The 17,418-nt window shown below is 61.1% G+C and carries 11 protein-coding genes; 1 reads left to right on the top strand and 10 read right to left on the bottom strand.

Going from position 1 to position 17,418, the window contains the following annotated elements; all coding sequences use genetic code 11:
• Nucleotides 1–119: 119 nt before the first annotated feature.
• The 5 genes from VFG26_RS15790 to VFG26_RS15810 all read right to left on the bottom strand — a co-directional run bounded on the left by VFG26_RS15790 (nt 120) and on the right by VFG26_RS15810 (nt 6,930).
• Entirely contained in the window at nt 120–1,154 is a 1,035-nt protein-coding gene (locus VFG26_RS15790) for a sensor histidine kinase (protein WP_325026985.1), read from the bottom strand.
• A gap of 196 nt (nt 1,155–1,350) precedes the next feature.
• Nucleotides 1,351–4,005, bottom strand: coding sequence for an aminopeptidase N (gene pepN, locus VFG26_RS15795; RefSeq protein ID WP_325026986.1), 2,655 nt, complete (start codon nt 4,003–4,005; stop codon nt 1,351–1,353).
• Between the two features lie 71 nt (nt 4,006–4,076).
• On the bottom strand, nt 4,077–5,246 hold the full coding sequence (gene nspC, locus VFG26_RS15800; protein ID WP_325026987.1) for a carboxynorspermidine decarboxylase: 1,170 nt from the start codon (nt 5,244–5,246) through the stop codon (nt 4,077–4,079).
• Between the two features lie 32 nt (nt 5,247–5,278).
• Nucleotides 5,279–5,716 (bottom strand): hypothetical protein, encoded by a 438-nt coding sequence (locus VFG26_RS15805; RefSeq protein WP_325026988.1) that lies wholly within the window; start codon nt 5,714–5,716, stop codon nt 5,279–5,281.
• Nucleotides 5,716–6,930 (bottom strand): saccharopine dehydrogenase family protein, encoded by a 1,215-nt coding sequence (locus tag VFG26_RS15810; protein WP_325026989.1) that lies wholly within the window; start codon nt 6,928–6,930, stop codon nt 5,716–5,718. Before VFG26_RS15810 ends, VFG26_RS15805 begins: the two co-directional genes overlap by 1 nt.
• A gap of 814 nt (nt 6,931–7,744) precedes the next feature.
• On the opposite strand from VFG26_RS15810, the gene VFG26_RS15815 reads away from it, so the two are divergent.
• Entirely contained in the window at nt 7,745–9,145 is a 1,401-nt protein-coding gene (locus VFG26_RS15815; protein ID WP_325026990.1) for a porin, read from the top strand.
• A gap of 24 nt (nt 9,146–9,169) precedes the next feature.
• Here the strand turns inward: VFG26_RS15815 and VFG26_RS15820 are convergent, their stop codons facing one another.
• The 5 genes from VFG26_RS15820 to uca form a co-directional block, all read right to left on the bottom strand.
• Nucleotides 9,170–9,715 (bottom strand): cytochrome c, encoded by a 546-nt coding sequence (locus VFG26_RS15820; RefSeq protein WP_325026991.1) that lies wholly within the window; start codon nt 9,713–9,715, stop codon nt 9,170–9,172.
• Entirely contained in the window at nt 9,702–10,994 is a 1,293-nt protein-coding gene (gene soxC, locus VFG26_RS15825) for a sulfite dehydrogenase (protein WP_325026992.1), read from the bottom strand. The genes VFG26_RS15820 and soxC overlap by 14 nt, the downstream gene beginning before the upstream one ends.
• A gap of 24 nt (nt 10,995–11,018) precedes the next feature.
• Complete coding sequence (locus tag VFG26_RS15830; RefSeq protein WP_325026993.1) at nt 11,019–11,840, bottom strand: quinoprotein dehydrogenase-associated SoxYZ-like carrier; 822 nt, start codon at nt 11,838–11,840, stop codon at nt 11,019–11,021.
• A gap of 176 nt (nt 11,841–12,016) precedes the next feature.
• Nucleotides 12,017–13,801, bottom strand: a complete 1,785-nt coding sequence (gene atzF, locus VFG26_RS15835; RefSeq protein ID WP_325026994.1) for an allophanate hydrolase — start codon at nt 13,799–13,801, stop codon at nt 12,017–12,019.
• Nucleotides 13,798–17,415 carry an urea carboxylase gene (gene uca / locus VFG26_RS15840; RefSeq protein WP_325026995.1) on the bottom strand — a complete coding sequence of 1,206 codons (3,618 nt, stop codon included), beginning with the start codon at nt 17,413–17,415 and terminating at the stop codon, nt 13,798–13,800. Before uca ends, atzF begins: the two co-directional genes overlap by 4 nt.
• Nucleotides 17,416–17,418 lie beyond the last annotated feature (3 nt).

Below are 17,418 nucleotides of genomic sequence, written 5' to 3' on the forward strand. Positions count from 1 at the left end.
TCCCGAGGGTGATCGCTAGTGCTTTTTCAGATCGCACGTGATCGGGCGATGACCGGGATCTGACGAAAGCTTCAGCGCTGGATGGGAAGGGCGGCTCCGGAGGGAAAGAAGCCTTGCCCTTAGGCGGCCGCCTGGAAGAGATCGTGCTGGGCGGCAGGCAGCAGGCGCACCGTCCACCGGCAGCAGCCGTCAGTCACCGAGGTCATGAGTTCGGCGCCCGAAAGTTCCGACAGGGTACGCGCCAGGATCATCCCGAAGCCATCGTCCTGCGCCGCACCCGTCTTGCAGGCGGGGATGGCGAGCGAAACATCGACTGCGCCGGGCCGGAAGTTTGTTTCGATCCGCAGCGATGCATCCGCCGCGCCCTTACGCACCGCTTCGCCGATGAGGTTGATCAGCAACTGGCGCATCGCCTGATGATCGCCAAGGATATCGCAGCCGGCGTTGTTATCTCTCACAACTGAAATCGAGCGGGCGGCGAGGTCGGGAGCTGAGAATGCGCAGGCTTCATCGAGGACGACTGCGAGGCGGCTTGTCTGACGCGCCTGGCTTGCGGGAGCCGTAAGCAGTGCCGTGATGGCGAGCGCATCTTCGGCGCGCTTGAGCAGAATGCGGCCGCTCGCGTGAATATCCCGGGCGTAAGGACCGTAGTTGGACCCGATCGGACCGAAAACCTCTTTGCTCATGATCTCTGAGAAACCGAGCACCGCATTCAGCGGTGTGCGGAGTTCGTGGCTCATGTGCGCGGTGAGCTTCGCCCAAGCGGCGCGGTCCAGCGACGCCTCGGCCGGTCCCGCCTGGAAGAGTTCAGGAAAGCGGACTTGCTGCCGCCCATCGAACGCAGACGGCGGGGAAGGGGGCTGCGGAGCGCGCGCGGGGCGGGGGCTCTCCTTCCGATTTCTGGAAGCGCGTGCGGGAAGGAAGACCACCGCTGCAGCAAGGCTCGCTCCGGCGGCGAGCAGCAGCGTGGAAAGCTGCTGAGTGTCGAGCTGCGGAACGATCGCGCCCGCTGTGGTCAGAACACCGGCGAACAGCAAGATAAACCCGCGGCGGGAGACGCCCGCACCGCTTCCGGCCTCTCCGGCAGCCTGTTGCCGCGCGCCATTGAGGCGGGCAAAGCTTTCCCGTTGAGGAGCGGACCACGTCCGAGCCATCTCGAATTCCCTTGCTGAGTTTTGTCTAAGAGCCCGGCCGTAAAAAGCGTTGGACGTTCATGTCCCAGGGCATGATTCGACAATCGCCGATTTGCGACTCACCTGTCGAGGGAGAAAAAATCGCGAGGGAATCAATTTTGTCGCCATGGACGGCGGACTGAGCATAACGGCCGCCGAGTGTGGCGGAAGTGCTCGATTAGTCCTCGAGCATCCGCGAGACGATCTCGTGGCAATCGCGCGAAATCGAGGCGGCAGCAACCCGTTTCAGGGCAGACTTAGCCAACCCTTTGCGAACCGGCTCGAGCGAGCGATAGCTGCGGAAGGCGCCGAGCATTCGCGCCGCCACCTGCGGATTGAACTGATCGATCTCGAGGACCTTATCGGCGAGGAAGTCATAACCGGCGCCATCGGGACGATTGAACTGCAGAGGATTGCCCAAGGCAAATGTGCCGATAAGCGCGCGAACTTTGTTTGGCGTCGTGATCTTGAAGAGTGGATGCCGGCACAGCGCCTTCACCTCATCGAGCACTTCCGGCCTTGGCGATTGCGCCTGCGCGGCAAACCACATGTCGATGACGAGGTGATCGTCCTTCCAGCGTTCGAAGAAGTCGTGAAGAATTGTCTCACGGCCGGGAGCGTCGACGCCCGCGATCAGGAACAGCGCGTGGCAGGCGTCGGTCATGTTCGAGGCTTTGCGATAATGAGCCTCGACCCGTTCGAAGTCGTCGCCGGTCTCGCGCGCGGTGAGAAGCGTCAGCGCGGCATTCCGCAACGCCCGCCGGCCAGCGCTCTTCGCGTCGGGTGAGAACTTCTTCTCCCGGGAACGTTCCGTGTAGAGATCCACGAGATCCTCGCCGAGCTTCTCGCCAACGCTGCGCGCAAAGAGGCGATGCGCATTGTAAATACTCGCATGATCGACGCGGCGCGCCTTCTCACGCGCGACATCCGCCACGGAAGGAAGCTTCAGCAACTCGGCTTTGTAGGCGTCGTCGAGTTCCCCATCCCGCAACGCGAAACGAAGGGCATCTGCAAGCTTTGCCGACTTGCCGCCGACAACTGACTTCGGCCGCTTGGAATCGAGCAGGCCGATAATGCTCCGTGTCGTATACGCGTTGCTTGCCTGCCAGCGATTGAAGAGGTCACTGTCGTGATGCATCAGGAATGCGAGATCCTGATCCGACAGCGACATCGTAACGGTCACGGGAGCCGAGAACCCGCGCAGCAGCGACGGAACGGGCCGCGACGTGACACCCTTGAATTTGAACGTCGTAGAGCGCTCGGTGACGGCCATGACGCCATCCCGGATCTTCGTACCGCCCGTCACCTCAAGGTCCATTTCTTTGCCGTTCTCACCCAGCAGTGCCATGCTGAGCGGGATGAGATAAGGCTGCTTTTTGGCCCGGCCAGGCGAGGGCTTCAGCACCTGATGGACAGTGAGCTCAGCCGACTTCCGGCGCTTGTCGTAGGTGAGATCGCACACGAGTTCCGGCGTTCCGGCCTGCGAATACCAGCGGTGGAACTGAGAAAAGTCCTGGCCGCTCACATCCGCGAAGCAGGCGATGAAATCCTCGATCGTCACAGCCTGTCCGTCATGGCGCTCGAAATAGAGATCCATGCCTTCGCGAAACTTTTTCGGACCGAGGATGGTCTCGATCATGCGAACGACTTCAGCGCCCTTCTCGTAGACAGTCGGTGTGTAGAAGTTGTTGATCTCGACGTAGCTCTCCGGCCGCACGGGATGCGCGAGCGGGCCCTGATCCTCGGGAAACTGCAGGGCTTTGAGCTGACGCACGTCGGAAATGCGCTGCACGGTGGCGCTGCGCAAGTCGGCGGAAAATTCCTGGTCGCGGTAAACGGTCAGGCCTTCTTTGAGGCAGAGCTGGAACCAATCGCGGCAGGTGATGCGGTTGCCGGTCCAGTTGTGGAAGTACTCGTGCGCGACGACGCTCTCGATCGATTCATAGTTTGAATCGGTGGCGGTTTCCGGAGAGGCGAGGATCAGCCGGTCGTTGAAGATGTTGAGGCCCTTGTTCTCCATCGCTCCCATGTTGAAATCGGAGACGGCGACAATGTTGAACACGTCGAGATCGTACTCGCGTCCGAAGCGCTGTTCGTCCCAACGCATGGCGCGCTTGAGGGATTCCATCGCCCAATGCGCGCGAGGCTCCTTGCCCCGCTCGACGTAAATGCGCAGGTCAACCTCGCGCCCCGACTTCGTCTTGAAGGTCGAGGCGACAGGCGAAAGATCGCCCCCGACGATTGCGAAGAGATACGATGGCTTCGGATGTGGATCGTGCCAGACCGCGTAATGGCGCTCGCCGCCCGCAAGCGTGCCGCGCTCCACGGGGTTGCCATTCGCCAAGAGAACGGGAGCCGTCTCAATATCGGCTTCGAGACGAACGGTATATTTGGCGAGAACGTCCGGCCGGTCGAGGAAATAGGTAATCCGCCGGAACCCTTGCGCTTCGCACTGTGAGCAGTAGACGCCGCGGGAGAGATAAATTCCCTGCAGCGCCGTATTGCCTTTGGGATTGACGACGGTCTCGATCTCGAGCGTGAACGGCTCCTTCGGCGGCGCCAGGATCGTCAGGCTCGTGTCGTCGACGCGATAGGCTGAAGGCTTGAGCTTCTTCCCGTCGAGCGCGATGCCTTCGAGCTTGAGATACTCACCGTCGAGCTTCAGCGGCGCTTTGCTGCCTGCATCGGAAGCCGGATTGCGCCTGATGGTGAGCTTCGAGGCGACGCGCGTCTTCGCCGGCGCGAGTGCGATGTCGAGATGAACCGTGTCGATCAGAAATTCCGGCGGACGATAGTCGGCAAGCAGGACTGGCTTGGGGTTCTCTGACTTCATGATATCCGCCGTGTTGATGATTGGCCGTCGTTGTTCAGCGCATCAGGGGCGCACGCACGCTACCTCTATTGTTATCCGAGGCGGCGGCGGAATTCATCGTAGCCGAATGACCGAAGTATCCGTGTTGACCCATCCTCCTCCAGAATGGCGAGATCGGGGAGGGGCACGCCATTGAACGTGTTATTTTTGACGAAGGAATACTGCATCATATCGGTAAAAATGATGCGATCGCCAACCTGCAGTGGCCGGTCGAAAGAGTATTCACCGATGATGTCCCCGGTCATGCACGTCTTCCCGCCCAGGATGTACGAGTGCGGTTTCTCGCCCGGCGCTGCGGCGCCGACCACCTCAGGGGTGTAGGGCACCTCGAGAACGTCGGGCATATGGGTCGACGCAGAGGCATCGAGGATCGCGATATCCTTTCCGTTGCGATGGATATCGAGAACACTGCCGACGAGATAGCCGGTGTTGACCACAAGACCCGCACCTGGCTCCAGAACGACATCGACGTTGAACGCGGTTTTGAACGCGTTGATCGCGGCGATCAGTTTGCCGATGTCGTAGCCCGGCTTATTGATGAAATGGCCGCCGCCGAAGTTCACGGTTTTGACGCGCCGGACGTAATCACCAAACGTCCGCCCAACGTGCTCGATGAGGCCGACCGATCCATCGTGGCCCGACTCGCAGAGCGCGTGCACATGAAGGATATCGACCTCATCCCACGGCACGCGATCAAGGCTGTCAGGCGTAGCGCCGAAGCGGGAGTTGGGCGCGCACGGATCGTAGAGCGCACCGCCAAGCGTGGCATTGGAATAGCCCGGATTGATACGGATGCCGATCTTCAGCTCCGGGTGCCGCCTTATGACGGGCAGGTTCTTTGCAATCTGCTCGGGCGAGTTAAAATAGATGTGCTGCGCGAGCTTGGTCAGCCGTTCGACTTCGCCGGGCGCATAGGCCGGCGAATAGACGTGCACTTCCTTGCCGAACTCCTCATGGCCGAGCCGCGCCTCGTATTCGCCGCTTGCAGTCGTCCCGTCGAGCACCTCCCGCATCAGCGGAAATGCGGCCGGGAGCGCAAAGGCCTTCGTCGCCAGCAGGATCTTTGCGCCGGTTTGGCGCTTGATTTCTGCAGCCCGCGCGAGGTTGCGCTTCAGCGCCGCAACGTCGAGAACGTATGAAGGCGTTGCGATCGATTGTGCCCAATCGAAGGACGGCAGCTTCAGTTTCGAAAGTTCTGACAAATCGGATCACCAGTCGGGTTGGCGGAAACGGTTCAAGGCGAGACGCGCACAGGCGCCGCCGTTGAGCCCGGCCGTCTGTACAAGAACGTCAGATAGGCGAGCGAGATATAGATGGCACCGAATGCCAAACTTCCAAGCAACGCCGATGCCTCATACAAGGTAAATCCGTGGAGCCATTCTGGCCGGGCGTTGCCAAAGCCGGGAATCTCGCTCGTGGGACCCGAAAGCTTGGACCACGCGCGGTCCGTGCCCATCAGAAGCTCGTTCAGGCCCAGCGTCAGCGCGCCCATGAAGGCCAGACCGCATGAGAGCAGGGCGAAGGCCAGCAAACGCAGCGAGACCGGGGCCTCCCTGAGGAAGAGCCAGAGCCCGGCGATGTAGGCCGAAATCATTCCGAAACTCACCGAGACGACGGAGACCACAAGGGCCGTCAACTCGTTGCGGATCGAAAGGATCTCGGCTTCGCTCATCAAGTCTCGACCGCGAATAGCTTCTTCTGATCGGACTTCTCGATTTCCTTCACGTGCCAGGGCAGGCCCTGCTCGGCGAGTTCCTCGAGGAAAGGCTCCGGCGGCAGCTGCTCGACGTTGAAGACGCCTTTGCCCTTCCAGATGCCCTTGAACATCATGATCGCGCCGGTGACCGCCGGAACGCCGGTGGTGTAGGAAACCGCCTGCGCGCCGACCTCTTTGTTGGTCTCGGCGTGGTCGCACACGTTCCAGATCATGTAACGCTTCTTCTTGCCGTTCTTCTCGCCCTTGAGGACGACGCCGATCGACGTTTTGCCGGTGTAGTTCTCGGCAAGGGAAGAGGGCTCGGGCAGCACGGCCTTCAGGAACTCCATCGGCACGACAGGCGTGCCCTTGTACATGACGGGATCAATGCGCGTCATGCCCACGTTCTGGAGCACTTCCAGGTGCTTGATGTAGTTGTCCGAGAAGGTCATCCAGAAGCGGATCTGCTTCAGGCCCTTGATGTTCTCGACGAGGCTCTCTTCCTCCTCATGATAGATGAGGTAGGATTTAACCGGGCCGACTTCCGGATAGTCGATCATCGTCGAAATGGACAACGGATCGATTTCGATCCATTCGCCGTCTTTCCAGTATTTGCCGCGCTGGGTCACCTCGCGGAGATTGATCTCCGGATTGAAGTTCGTAGCGAACGCCTTGCCGTGGCTGCCGGCGTTGCAGTCGATGATGTCGATCGTGTGGATCTCGTCATAAAGGTTCTCCTGCGCGTACGAGCAGAAGACGTTTGTGACGCCGGGATCAAAGCCGCAGCCGAGAACGGCCATCAGCCCCTTGGCCTTGAACTTGTCGTTATACGGCCACTGATATTTGTAGGTGAATTTCGCCTCGTCGCGCGGCTCATAGTTCGCCGTGTCCATGTAGTGGACACCCGCCTCCAGGCACGCGTCCATGATCGCGAGATCCTGATAGGGAAGCGCCATGTTGATCACGAGGTCGGGCTTGACCTTGTTCAGCAGCGCGACCGTGTCGGCGACGTTGTCGGCGTCGAGCTGCGAGATCTCGATCGGCGTCTTGCACTCCGCCTGGACTTTCTTGCAGCTTTCGATGCGGCGCGAGGCGAGATGGATTTTCTTGAACACATCGCGGTTCATCGCGCATTTCTTCGCAACGACCGAGCCTGCGGCGCCTGCCCCGATGATAAGTACGTTGTCCAACGAACGCTCCCAGAAAAGAAATGCCGGTGACGCCGGCTCCAGCAAGCGCGATTGAGGTGCGCCGGTGGCCCGAGATAGGGCAGGCGGGGCAATAATTCAATACTTACTAGAACTTGCCCTTTCCGTCCCACGGGAAGGCCAAGCAAATGCTGTATAATACGGATTTATGACAAACCCGGCGCCTCGTTCCAGACCGGTCTGGAGTTGGAGCAAGGCTCGCTGGCCGCGGCATCCCGGCGCGTCCGGGCCATGCCTAGTCGCAACGATGTGACATCACCTTGAAGCTCTGTTTCGCCGCTCCCGGGACTTTCCGGAAAGCTTGCCACCTTTGGCCTCGGCCACGACCCATAACGGCTCACCTGTTTGGGGCTGGCTGTCGCGCTTGACGCTGACATTGCGATGATCGCCATGTGCAGGATCGCCGACACGTTTCGGCAATGCCCGCAGCAGTCTTTATAGGCGGCACCATGCATGTCGGATTGTGGCCGTGCCGATGATTATTTGGAAGTGACACCCAGCATTGCAATGAGTGAGGAGCAGAAGATTTTAGCTCGCAAAAACTCACGCCAGAGATTTGCCCGCGCGGCCTAACCATGCACTTTCCATCGAAACGAGAACGGCCCAAAAGCGTATCGGAAATCTCAGCTAACAGAGGCAATTTCAATCTAACAGAAAAATTGAATTCTCGGATTTTTGCATAATCGCTTTTGCGTAACAGGCAATTTGCCATCCTGCAGTTTTGGCCGGTTCCGTATTGATCCGCACGCTGCACGCATAACAATCCTTCGACGGATTGATTCACGGGATGGTGATCATGAGGATATCTCGCGCGCTCGGAAGCATCGTGTGCAGCGGTGCAGCCTTGCTGGCCTTCATGTCATCTGCAGCGGCCAACGACGTGGGAGGCAATTGCTGCGCCGATCTCGAGGAGCGCATTGCAGAGCTCGAAGCGACCACGGCGCGCAAAGGCAATCGGAAAGTCAGCCTGACGATCTCGGGCTGGGTCAACGAAAACGTCATCATGTGGGATGATGGCACGGAGCAAAACGCCTACGTCGGCACCAACTCCGTTGAGCAGTCGCGTTTCAGGTTCGTTGGAGAGGCAAAGATCACGTCCGACTGGTCGGCCGGTTACACCCTGGAAATCGGCACGCAAGGCCATCCGTCAAATCAATGGAACCAGAATTCACCTGCTTCATCGAGCGCCAACCCCAATAACCAGGATAATCAGGTTCTCGTCCGCAAAAGCTTCTGGTTCGTCAGGAGCAAGGATTGGGGCCAGGTTGCTATCGGCCAGAATGGCACCGCAACATATCACCTCCTCGATGATGCCGATTTCACTTTGACTCGTAACGTCGACGACGCTGAAGGACCAGCGATCTACCTGTCGCAATTTCAGCTGAGGGCCAACGGCTTGCCCTTGGGCACGAACAGATGGACCGACATTCTGCGTGGCTTCAACAATTCCACGCCTGGCGATAGCGGCCGCCGCAATGTCGTTCGCTACGACTCCCCGACCATCGCGAACTTCACCGGCACCGCCGCATGGGGCGAGGACGATCTTTGGGATGTGGCCCTTGTGTACAAAAACGAAATTGGCGATTTCAGTGTCCTCGCGCGGGTGGGCTATGGTCAGAGCAACGACCCGGGCACCCAGTTTGGCAACTCCCTAGGCACGTACGTCGTGGGTGGAACTGCCTGCATATCGTCGAGCACGACCAGTGCATCCTCGCTGCCTCCACCTAATCAAAATTCTCACCAGGGCTTCGAATGCAGTTGGGGCGGCGCCGCCGCCACGATCATGCATACACCTACTGGAATCTTCGTGTATGGCGGTTGGGGTAAGCAGCACATCGAGACCGGCAACCCGGCGACGAACTCGCTGCTCGTCGAGCCTGACAGCCAGACATGGTTCATCCAGCCTGGCATCGAGTACAAGTGGATTCCGCTAGGCAAAACCAACATCTTCGGCATGTACCGTCACGATGATCCCGGCTCCAATCCCGGCAGGAGCGTTTCAGCGAGCGTCAATTTTTGGCATGGCGGCATCATCCAATATATCGACGCCGCTGAAATGAGCCTTTACGCCGTCTATGGGCACGCAGATGGCGACGTTATCGGCAGCGCCGGAACCGCGGCCAACGGAATTCCTGCCGGAAGAACATCTCTCGACGCGTTCCAGGAAGTCATCGTCGGCGCGAAAATCAATTTCTGAAGAGCACGGGACGCCCGCCGCCGCTCACTTTTTAACGTCGATCCAGACAAAGCCGTCGCGGTTCGGCATGCGCACGGCGCTCAGCGCTGCGGCATTCATCTCTTGGCTCTCTGGAATGATGCCGTTCGCGAAAAGCAAGTAGGCCGTCACCGCATACGTCTCGTCGGCGGAAAGCGAGCCGGGCGCTGCGGGCGGCATGCTGCGCCGGACGAAGTCGAAGATTGTCGGCGCGAATGGCCAGTAGGATCCGATAGCCTTGCTCGGATTGTCGGCCGATGGCGGCTTCGGTTCGTTGACGAGTTCTTCGGCTGTACCGCCTTCGCCGCGAACGCCATGGCAGCTCGCGCACTGCTGCGCGTAGATGATGCGGCCGTCTCTCGCTGTGCCACGCCCAGGTGGCAGCCCGCGCCCATCGGCGAAGATCGTCCGATCCCATTTCGCGACCTCGCCCGCGCTAAGCGGTGTCCCAAGGCGGGGAGCTTGGATAGCGGTATCGGCCGCAAGCGAGCCGGCAGCCAGCGTCACCCCGACAATGCTAATAGCAACTGTGGTGCCTCTAGGCATAGACATGGCTGATCGTACCATCTTCATCGACTGCCCAGCAGACAATGCCATTGAAGTGGAAGTAGCCCTCGCGCCCGCGCTCAGAGACCAGCACATCGCGTTCGGGCTGAACGTATCCGGTCTCGTCCGTCGCCCGGCTCTTGAGAAGCGCCGGCTTGCCGTCCCACTTCCACGCCGATCGAAACCGCGTGAAGCACTGCGACAGCACGGGCTCCTGCAGATGCGCTTCCGCCCACGATTTGCCGCCGTCTGCGGAAACGTCGACCTTGGCGATTCTTCCCCGTCCACTCCACGCGAGGCCACGAATTTCATAAACGTTCGCGCCATTCATTTTTTGGCCGGGCGAGGGCGACGTGATCAGTGATTTCGCGTCCATGACAAACGTGAACATGCGCGCTTTGCCGGACGGGAGAAGCTCGGTGTATTTCGCAGTCTCGTTGCGCGTCATTGCGGGAGCGTCAGTGACGTGCAGCCGCCTCAGCCATTTGACGTGCGTGATGCCTTCCCAGCCGGGCACGATGAGGCGCAGGGGATAGCCGTTCTCCGGCCGGACGCGCTCACCGTTTTCATAGAGCGCGACGAACGCATCCTCCTTCAGCTTCGCAAGCGGCAGGCTGACGTTGAGAAGGCCTGCATCTGCCCCTTCGGCAATCACCCAGGAAGCCTTCCCATCGACGCCTGCTTCATCGAGCAGGATGGACAGCGGCACGCCGGTCCATTCCGAGCAGGAAACGAGACCATGGAAGTCACCGACCGGCCGCTGTATCGGTTCCTCATGCCAGCCGGCATTGCTGTTGCCGCCGCATTCGATGAAGAGAAAGCGGGAGATCATTGGATAGCGAAGCAGGTCTGAGACCGTGAACTCCAGCGGCTGCTGAACGAGCCCGTGAATGACCAGCCGGTGCACATTGGGATCGATGTCGGGCACGCCATCATGATGGCGCTCGAAGTGGAGCCCGCTCGGCGTAACGATGCCTTCCAGCTCCTGCAAAGGCGTCCAGGAGACGCCATCGCCCGCAGGCGAGCGATTGCCCCCGGTGTTCCGAACGACACGCTTCTCGTAGCGCGAAGGGGTACCGTATCCGCTAAAAGGGAGTCCGGTCTGATGGAGCCAGGAGGGATCCGCAGGATCCTCAGTATGGGGCCGCGGGGCGTCCTCAGCCCGCAACGACGTTGCCGTCTGCGCCACCGCCAGAACGAGACCGCCGCCAAGAAAAAGGCGGCGATGCAAAAGCCCGCCGCCCGCGACTGGTATCAAATCGTCGTCTGTCAGCTTGCCGGCCATGCGGCCGTTCCCGCTGCCGCGGCGTCAGGATTGCCCCGGCGTCGAGCTGCCCTTGAACTCATTGCCTTTGGTGTCTTCAGCCATGACGCTCATCACATCTGCTGGATTACCTTGATAGGTGAAGCGGAAGTTCGGGTTTTCGCTGATCGAGATGCCGCCGGTCATCGTGAAGATGGTTTTGCCGCCGGTCGTCACGGCCACCTTTTCTACGAAGTGCGGCGGGATATAGAGACCCGTCAGCTGATCCTGTTGCAGGCCCGAATTGTTGGGATGCCGGATCATGACTTGCGCTTCCTGCAACGCGGCGTTCTCGGGATCCTTGAACGCGGTCGTTACCTTCATCTTGCCCAGGGTCTTGGCCGCTTCCTCAGGATCCTTGCCGGCAGGCGCCGAGCAGCCGCCCGAAGCCTTCACGAACTTCGTCGTCATGAAGAGCCGGCCGTCGTTCGTTTCGGCGATGGCGCGAACGTTCGAATATTGATCGATGCGAACCCGCGTGGCCAACACGCGCTCTCCGCTGCCCGCGGCTTCGCCGTAGTTGAAAGTCGCGACGACAGGCGAGGGGTTCTTATCGATCACAAGCGTCAGGGATTTCACATCCTTGGCGAATTCGGCTGGCAGGCGGACCGTCAGCGGAACGGTCGCTGCGTCTTCTGCGCGATAGGGCGCCTCGAGCGTCACCTTCCCGGCGCCATCCGCGACAACCCGAGTGCCGAAAACGTCGCGCCGGAGGCTATCCCACATCGCGTCCGTGTCGTCGGCCCGCGCGCCGGAGTAAACAGCCATCAGGCCGAGAACGGCTGCTATTCCGGCGGCGAAACCCGATCGAATAAAGCTGCTGCGCATCGTTTCCTCGCTTGCCGCGATAAGGCGGTCTCAAGGGCGTTCAAAACGTTCAACCCAAACAAAATACTACAGGAATGTCGGGCCGAGGTCATCAATGTTGCACACGCAGCGTTGCAAACGCCGACGGCTTCAACAGCAGGGCGTTTGCAACGTGATAGGAGGATTCTTGAGAAAAATCAGGCGACTGCGGTTCGGTTCAGCCAAGCCCGCCAGCCACCGAATTCGGTGATGTCCTCAGCGCCGGCGAGCGCGTGGCTCTCGCACAGGAAGCCTTTGACCTGCCTGCCATCGTCGAGGGTGAGCGTGCCGATCCCGAGAGGCGCTGGGATGAGGGCCACGAACGAGCCGAAGGCGGCTTCGCTCATCTCCCAGATTTCCACCTCGATTTTGCCCGGCCCGGTGCCTTCGAAAACGAGCCCCGGCTTCGGCGGTGTCGTTCCCGGCAAGGCGTAAAGGTGGTAGCCTTCAGCCGTACGGGCAGTCTCCAGATAGACGGCGTTGCGTTCGGTCAACTGGCCATTGAGCGGCTGCCCCCGCAGATGCGCGCCGACCACAGCAACCTGAACTGCCGGCTTCTTAAGGGGCTTCGCTGCCGCGGGAGCGGTTTGCGCCAACGCGGTTTCTGTCCCACCGAGCTTGGCGCCTTCGAGCGCGCGGTGAAGGACGTCCCCTAACGCGGCGAGCTTCCCGTCTTCAAACGCGCGCCCGATCAAGGTCACGCCAAAGGGAATGACATCCGCGCGGAAACCGGCAGGCACGGCGAGCGCTGACAGGTCGAGCAGATTGACGAAGTTCGTATAGGCGCCGAGGTTGGAATTGAGCTGAATGGGATCAGCGAGCATATCCGCGATCGTGTAGGTCGTGCCGGCCGTCGGCAGCACCATCACGTCCATGCGTTTCCATTCAGCCTCTGCCGCGCGGCGGAACTCTTCCAGGCGATAGAAGCTCTCGAATGCAGCAAGCGCCGTCTTGTCCTTACCGCCGCGCAGGATTGCGCCGACGACCGGATTGAGATCCTCATCCTTCAGATCGTCCGCCGCGAACAACCGTTCGGCGACCCACGGGCCGTCATAAAGCATCGCGGCCGTATCGCGGAAAGGCGCAAAGTTGAATGGCGTGATTTCGAAGCCGAGCGCCGCGAGACGATCGATCGTCTGATGATAAAGCCGCTGGTACTCGCTATCACCGAAGAACGACAGGGGTGCATTGGGAATGCCGACGCGCAGCGGCCGCGCGAACTCCTGAACCGCGAAGGGCGGCGCATCCGGCCGCGCGTAGCAGTCGTCCTTATCGAAAGCGGCGGCTGTTTCTGCAACCTTTGCAGCATCGCCGACGGTCAGCGCGAAGATCGAAACCGCGTCCTGGCTCTTGCACGCCGGCACGACGCCACGCGTCGAGATCATGCCCTTTGTCGGCTTCAGGCCAACGATGTTGTTGAACCCCGCCGGTACGCGTCCAGAACCAGCCGTATCCGTGCCAAGCGAGAACGAGACGAGCCCCGCCGCAACGACGACGGCCGAGCCCGAGCTCGATCCACCCGAGATGTAGTCCGCGTTGAAGACGTTCGCGGGAATGCCATAGGGCGAGCGGGTACCGTTCAAACCCGTCGCAAACTGATCGAGGTTCGTCTTGCCGATGAGGATCGCGCCTGCAGCCTCAAGCCGCTCGACGACCGTCGCCGAACGCTCTGGCGTATAAGCGAATGCCGGGCACGCGCACGTCGTCGGCAGGCCGGCGACGTCGATGTTGTCCTTCACGGCAAACGGAATGCCGTACAGCGGACCGCGCGACGCGCGCCGTACGCTCTCCAGAACGTCCGCCTTGTCGCGCAATGCGATCCAGTCGGGCGCAACGCCCTTGCCTGCGATCCGCGCGAAGACTTCCTCGATAACGGCTTCTGGCGTGATCTTTCCTTGCTCGTAGAGCGCGGAGAGATGGGCAATGTCGAGCGATAAGGTCACGCAGTTGCCTCCGCATGTTCTTTCAAAATGACAAGCGCTTGGCCCAGTGCCACAGGCCGGCCCTCAGCGCACCGCAACTCATGGACGATACCGCTTTGCGGTGCTGTCACGGCCATCTCCATCTTCATGGACTCGACGATAATCAGCGTCTCGCCTTCAGCAACCCGCGCTCCGGGCTCAACGAGGATCTTCCAGACGCTGCCCGGGACCGGGCTTTCGACAGCTGTCGCTCCCGGCGGCAGCGCCGCACTGGCATCGTCATCGTTGCCGGCTTCCGATGCGCTCGCAGCACCTTCCTGATCGACCTGCTGCCAGCGCGCCCGCTCAGCCTCGAATGCCGCCTGCTGACGGGTCTTGAACGCGCTGATCGTATCCGCGTTCGCTCTGAGAAATGCCTGATAATCCTTGAGGCGGAACGTTGTCTCCTCAATTTTGACGCCGCCCTGTCCTTCGAGGAACCCGTCGCGAAACTCCAGCAACGCTTCGCTCGAGACCGGATAGAACCTGATCTGGTCGAAGAACCGCAGAAGCCACGGCGAGCCCTTTTTGAAGGCTTCCGTTGTCCGGTACGTGTTCCAGACTTGGCACGTGCGCCCGAAGAGCTGATAGCCGCCCGGACCTTCCATGCCGTAGATGCACATGTAAGCGCCGCCAATGCCGACGACGTTATCTGGCGTCCACGTGCGCGCCGGATTGTACTTCGTCGTCACGAGCCGGTGACGAGGATCAACAGGCGTCGCCACCGGCGCGCCGAGATAGACGTCGCCGAGGCCGAGCACGAGATAGGTCGCGTCGAACACGATCCGCAGCACATCCTCGATGGAATCGAGACCGTTGATGCGCCGGATGAACTCGATGTTCGAAGGACACCACGGCGCGTCGGGTCTGACGCCCTGCATGTACTTGTCGATCGTCTTCTGCACCGCTGCATCGTTCCACGACAATGGCAGATGCACGATGCGCGAGGGCACCTCGATGTCGCTCAGGTCGCCGAGCGTGTCTTCGATCTGCGCCAACTCGGTGATGAGATCTTCAAGAGGCAGCACCGTGCTGTCGTAATGGACTTGGAGCGAGCGGATGCCGGGCGTGAGATCGATGATGCCGGCAAGCTTGCGGGCTTCGAGTGCCGCCATCAGCGCATGCGCGCGGAAGCGCAAGTTGAAGTCGAGGACGATCGGGCCGTACTCGATGAGCATGTAGGCATCGCCTGCGCGGCGGTAGACGACGCGAGGCTTGTCGCCGGATTCCTCGCGGCCGCCGACGATGCAGTCGTCCGCGCCCCACTTGGCGTGCGGGAACGAAGGCGCTGCGATCGGCTGCAGCGTCGCGACTTCCGCTTTCTGCTTTGCGAGCAGTGCGGCCGCATCAGCAGGTGTCAGCCGTTTGAAGCGAACCTTGTCGCCCGGCCGCAGCTGACCCATCTTCCACAGTTCCGCCTGCACGATGGTCGCCGGACAGACGAAGCCGCCGAGTGAGGGACCATCCGGACCGAGAATGACGGGCATATCGCCGGTGAAATCGATCGTTCCGATCGCATAGGCGTTGTCGTGAATGTTGCTCGGATGCAGCCCGGCCTCGCCGCCGTCCGTGCGCGCCCAAACGGGCTTCGGTCCGATCAGGCGTATGCCCGTCGGGTTCGAATTGTAATGAACCTCCCAGTCGCACGAGAAGAACGTGTCGATATATTCCGGCGCGAAGAAATCGGGCGCGCCATGCGGACCATAGAGAACGCCGATCTCCCACGTGTGGACGAGGGAAGGCTTGAGCTCATCGGGCAGGCGAGCGGAAGGAAAGCTCGTCGCCTCGCGGCCGATGTGCAGCACGTCACCCGTCATCAGCACGCGCCCGCCGTGACCGCCGAACTTGCCAAGGGTGAACGTCGATTTGCTGCCGAGATACGAGGGGACGTCGATGCCGCCGCGCACAGCGATGTAGGCGCGCACGCCAGGGCCTTTGACGCCGCCAATCTTCAGCACTTGGCCCGCTCTGACCTGAATGGCTTGCCAGTAGCTGACAGGCTCCCCGTCGAGCGTCGCCGCCAACTCCGCGCCGGCAAGGCAGATCACGGCATCGGTGTTGAACTTGAGCGAAGGCCCCGCGAGCGTCGTCTCGATGCCCGCAGCGCCTTCATCATTGCCGACGATGCGATTGGCGAGGCGGAACGACAGCGCGTCCATGGGCCCGGAGGGCGGAACGCCAACGGCCCAATAGCCAACGCGGCCCGGCCAGTCCTGGATCGTCGTCTGCGTGCCAGGCGATAGAACCTCGATCGTGTCGGCTTTGTACGCGAATGTTTGCAGCGTCCGCGTCAGCACGTCGCCGTTCGCAAAGACTTCAGATCCTGCGAGCTGCCGCAGATAATCGAGATTGGTCTCGAGCCCGCCGATGCGCGTATCCGCAAGCGCCCGCGAGAGCCGAGCCAGTGCATCCTTGCGTGACGAGCCCTTGACGATGATCTTCGCGATCATCGGATCGTAGAAGGGTGAAACCTCCGATCCGCCTTGCACCCACGTTTCGATGCGCGCGCCCGAGGGCCACGAAACCTCCGTCAGCCGGCCCGAGCTTGGCCGGAAATCGCGGCCAGGATCTTCCGCATAAAGCCGGACTTGGATCGACGCGCCCTGCGGCACGATCTTCGATTGATCGAGCGGCGGCAATTCACCCGCTGCCTGGCGCACCATCCATTCGACGAGGTCGGCGCCGACGACTTCTTCCGTGACGCCGTGCTCGACCTGCAGACGCGTGTTGACCTCGAGGAAATAGAACTCGTTGGTCTCGGCGTCGTAGAGATATTCGACAGTGCCGGCGCTTTCGTAATTGACGGACTGTCCGAGACGCCGCGCCGTTTCCCAAAGTGCTGCGCGTGTAGCCTCCGGGAGATTGGGTGCCGGCGTCTCCTCGATGACTTTCTGGTTGCGCCGCTGGGCCGAGCAATCGCGCTCGCCGAGCGAGACGACATTGCCCCGGCCGTCGCCGAAGATCTGCACCTCGATATGGCGGCCGCGCGCGACATACTTCTCGATGAAGATGCCCGCGTCCTTGAAGTTGTTGCGCGCCAGACGCTCGACGCGCTCGAACATCGGTCCCATCTCGTCCGCCGAGGAGACGAGCTGCAAGCCGATGCCGCCGCCGCCCGCCGTGCTCTTGATCATCACCGGGTAACCGATGCGCTGAGCCTCGCTCTTCGCATGCTCCACATCGCGGATGAGACCCGAGCCCGGCGCGAGTGGGACGCCCGCTTCAAGGGCGAGTTCACGCGCCTTGTGCTTCAGGCCGAACGCACGCATGTGCTGAGCTTTCGGACCGATGAAGGCGATGCCCGCCGCTTCGCAGGCTTCCGCGAAATCCGGATTTTCCGACAGGAAGCCGTAGCCCGGATGGATGGCCTCAGCGCCAGTGGCCTTCGCCGCCTCTAAGATCGCCTCGAACTTCAGATAGCTCTCAGCGGCAGGTGAGGGGCCGATGGCGACCGCCTCGCCAGCCTGCATCACGTGCATCGAATGCCGGTCGGCTTCCGAATAAACGGCAACGCTCGCAATGCCCATGCGATCGAGCGTTCGAATGATGCGGCACGCGATGGCGCCACGATTGGCAATCAAGACCTTGCGAAACATCAG

The sequence above is a fragment of the Hyphomicrobium sp. genome (assembly GCF_035687085.1).
Taxonomy (GTDB): domain Bacteria; phylum Pseudomonadota; class Alphaproteobacteria; order Rhizobiales; family Hyphomicrobiaceae; genus Hyphomicrobium_B.

Excerpts from the sequence above, each read along its gene's own strand:
- VFG26_RS15790 (WP_325026985.1), bottom strand. The coding sequence starts at position 1,154 with ATGGCTCGGACGTGGTCCGCTCCTCAACGGGAAAGCTTTGCCCGCCTC.
- pepN (WP_325026986.1), bottom strand. The coding sequence starts at position 4,005 with ATGAAGTCAGAGAACCCCAAGCCAGTCCTGCTTGCCGACTATCGTCCG.
- VFG26_RS15805 (WP_325026988.1), bottom strand. The coding sequence starts at position 5,716 with ATGAGCGAAGCCGAGATCCTTTCGATCCGCAACGAGTTGACGGCCCTT.
- VFG26_RS15815 (WP_325026990.1), top strand. The coding sequence starts at position 7,745 with ATGAGGATATCTCGCGCGCTCGGAAGCATCGTGTGCAGCGGTGCAGCC.
- VFG26_RS15820 (WP_325026991.1), bottom strand. The coding sequence starts at position 9,715 with ATGTCTATGCCTAGAGGCACCACAGTTGCTATTAGCATTGTCGGGGTG.
- soxC (WP_325026992.1), bottom strand. The coding sequence starts at position 10,994 with ATGGCCGGCAAGCTGACAGACGACGATTTGATACCAGTCGCGGGCGGC.
- VFG26_RS15830 (WP_325026993.1), bottom strand. The coding sequence starts at position 11,840 with ATGCGCAGCAGCTTTATTCGATCGGGTTTCGCCGCCGGAATAGCAGCC.
- uca (WP_325026995.1), bottom strand. The coding sequence starts at position 17,415 with ATGTTTCGCAAGGTCTTGATTGCCAATCGTGGCGCCATCGCGTGCCGC.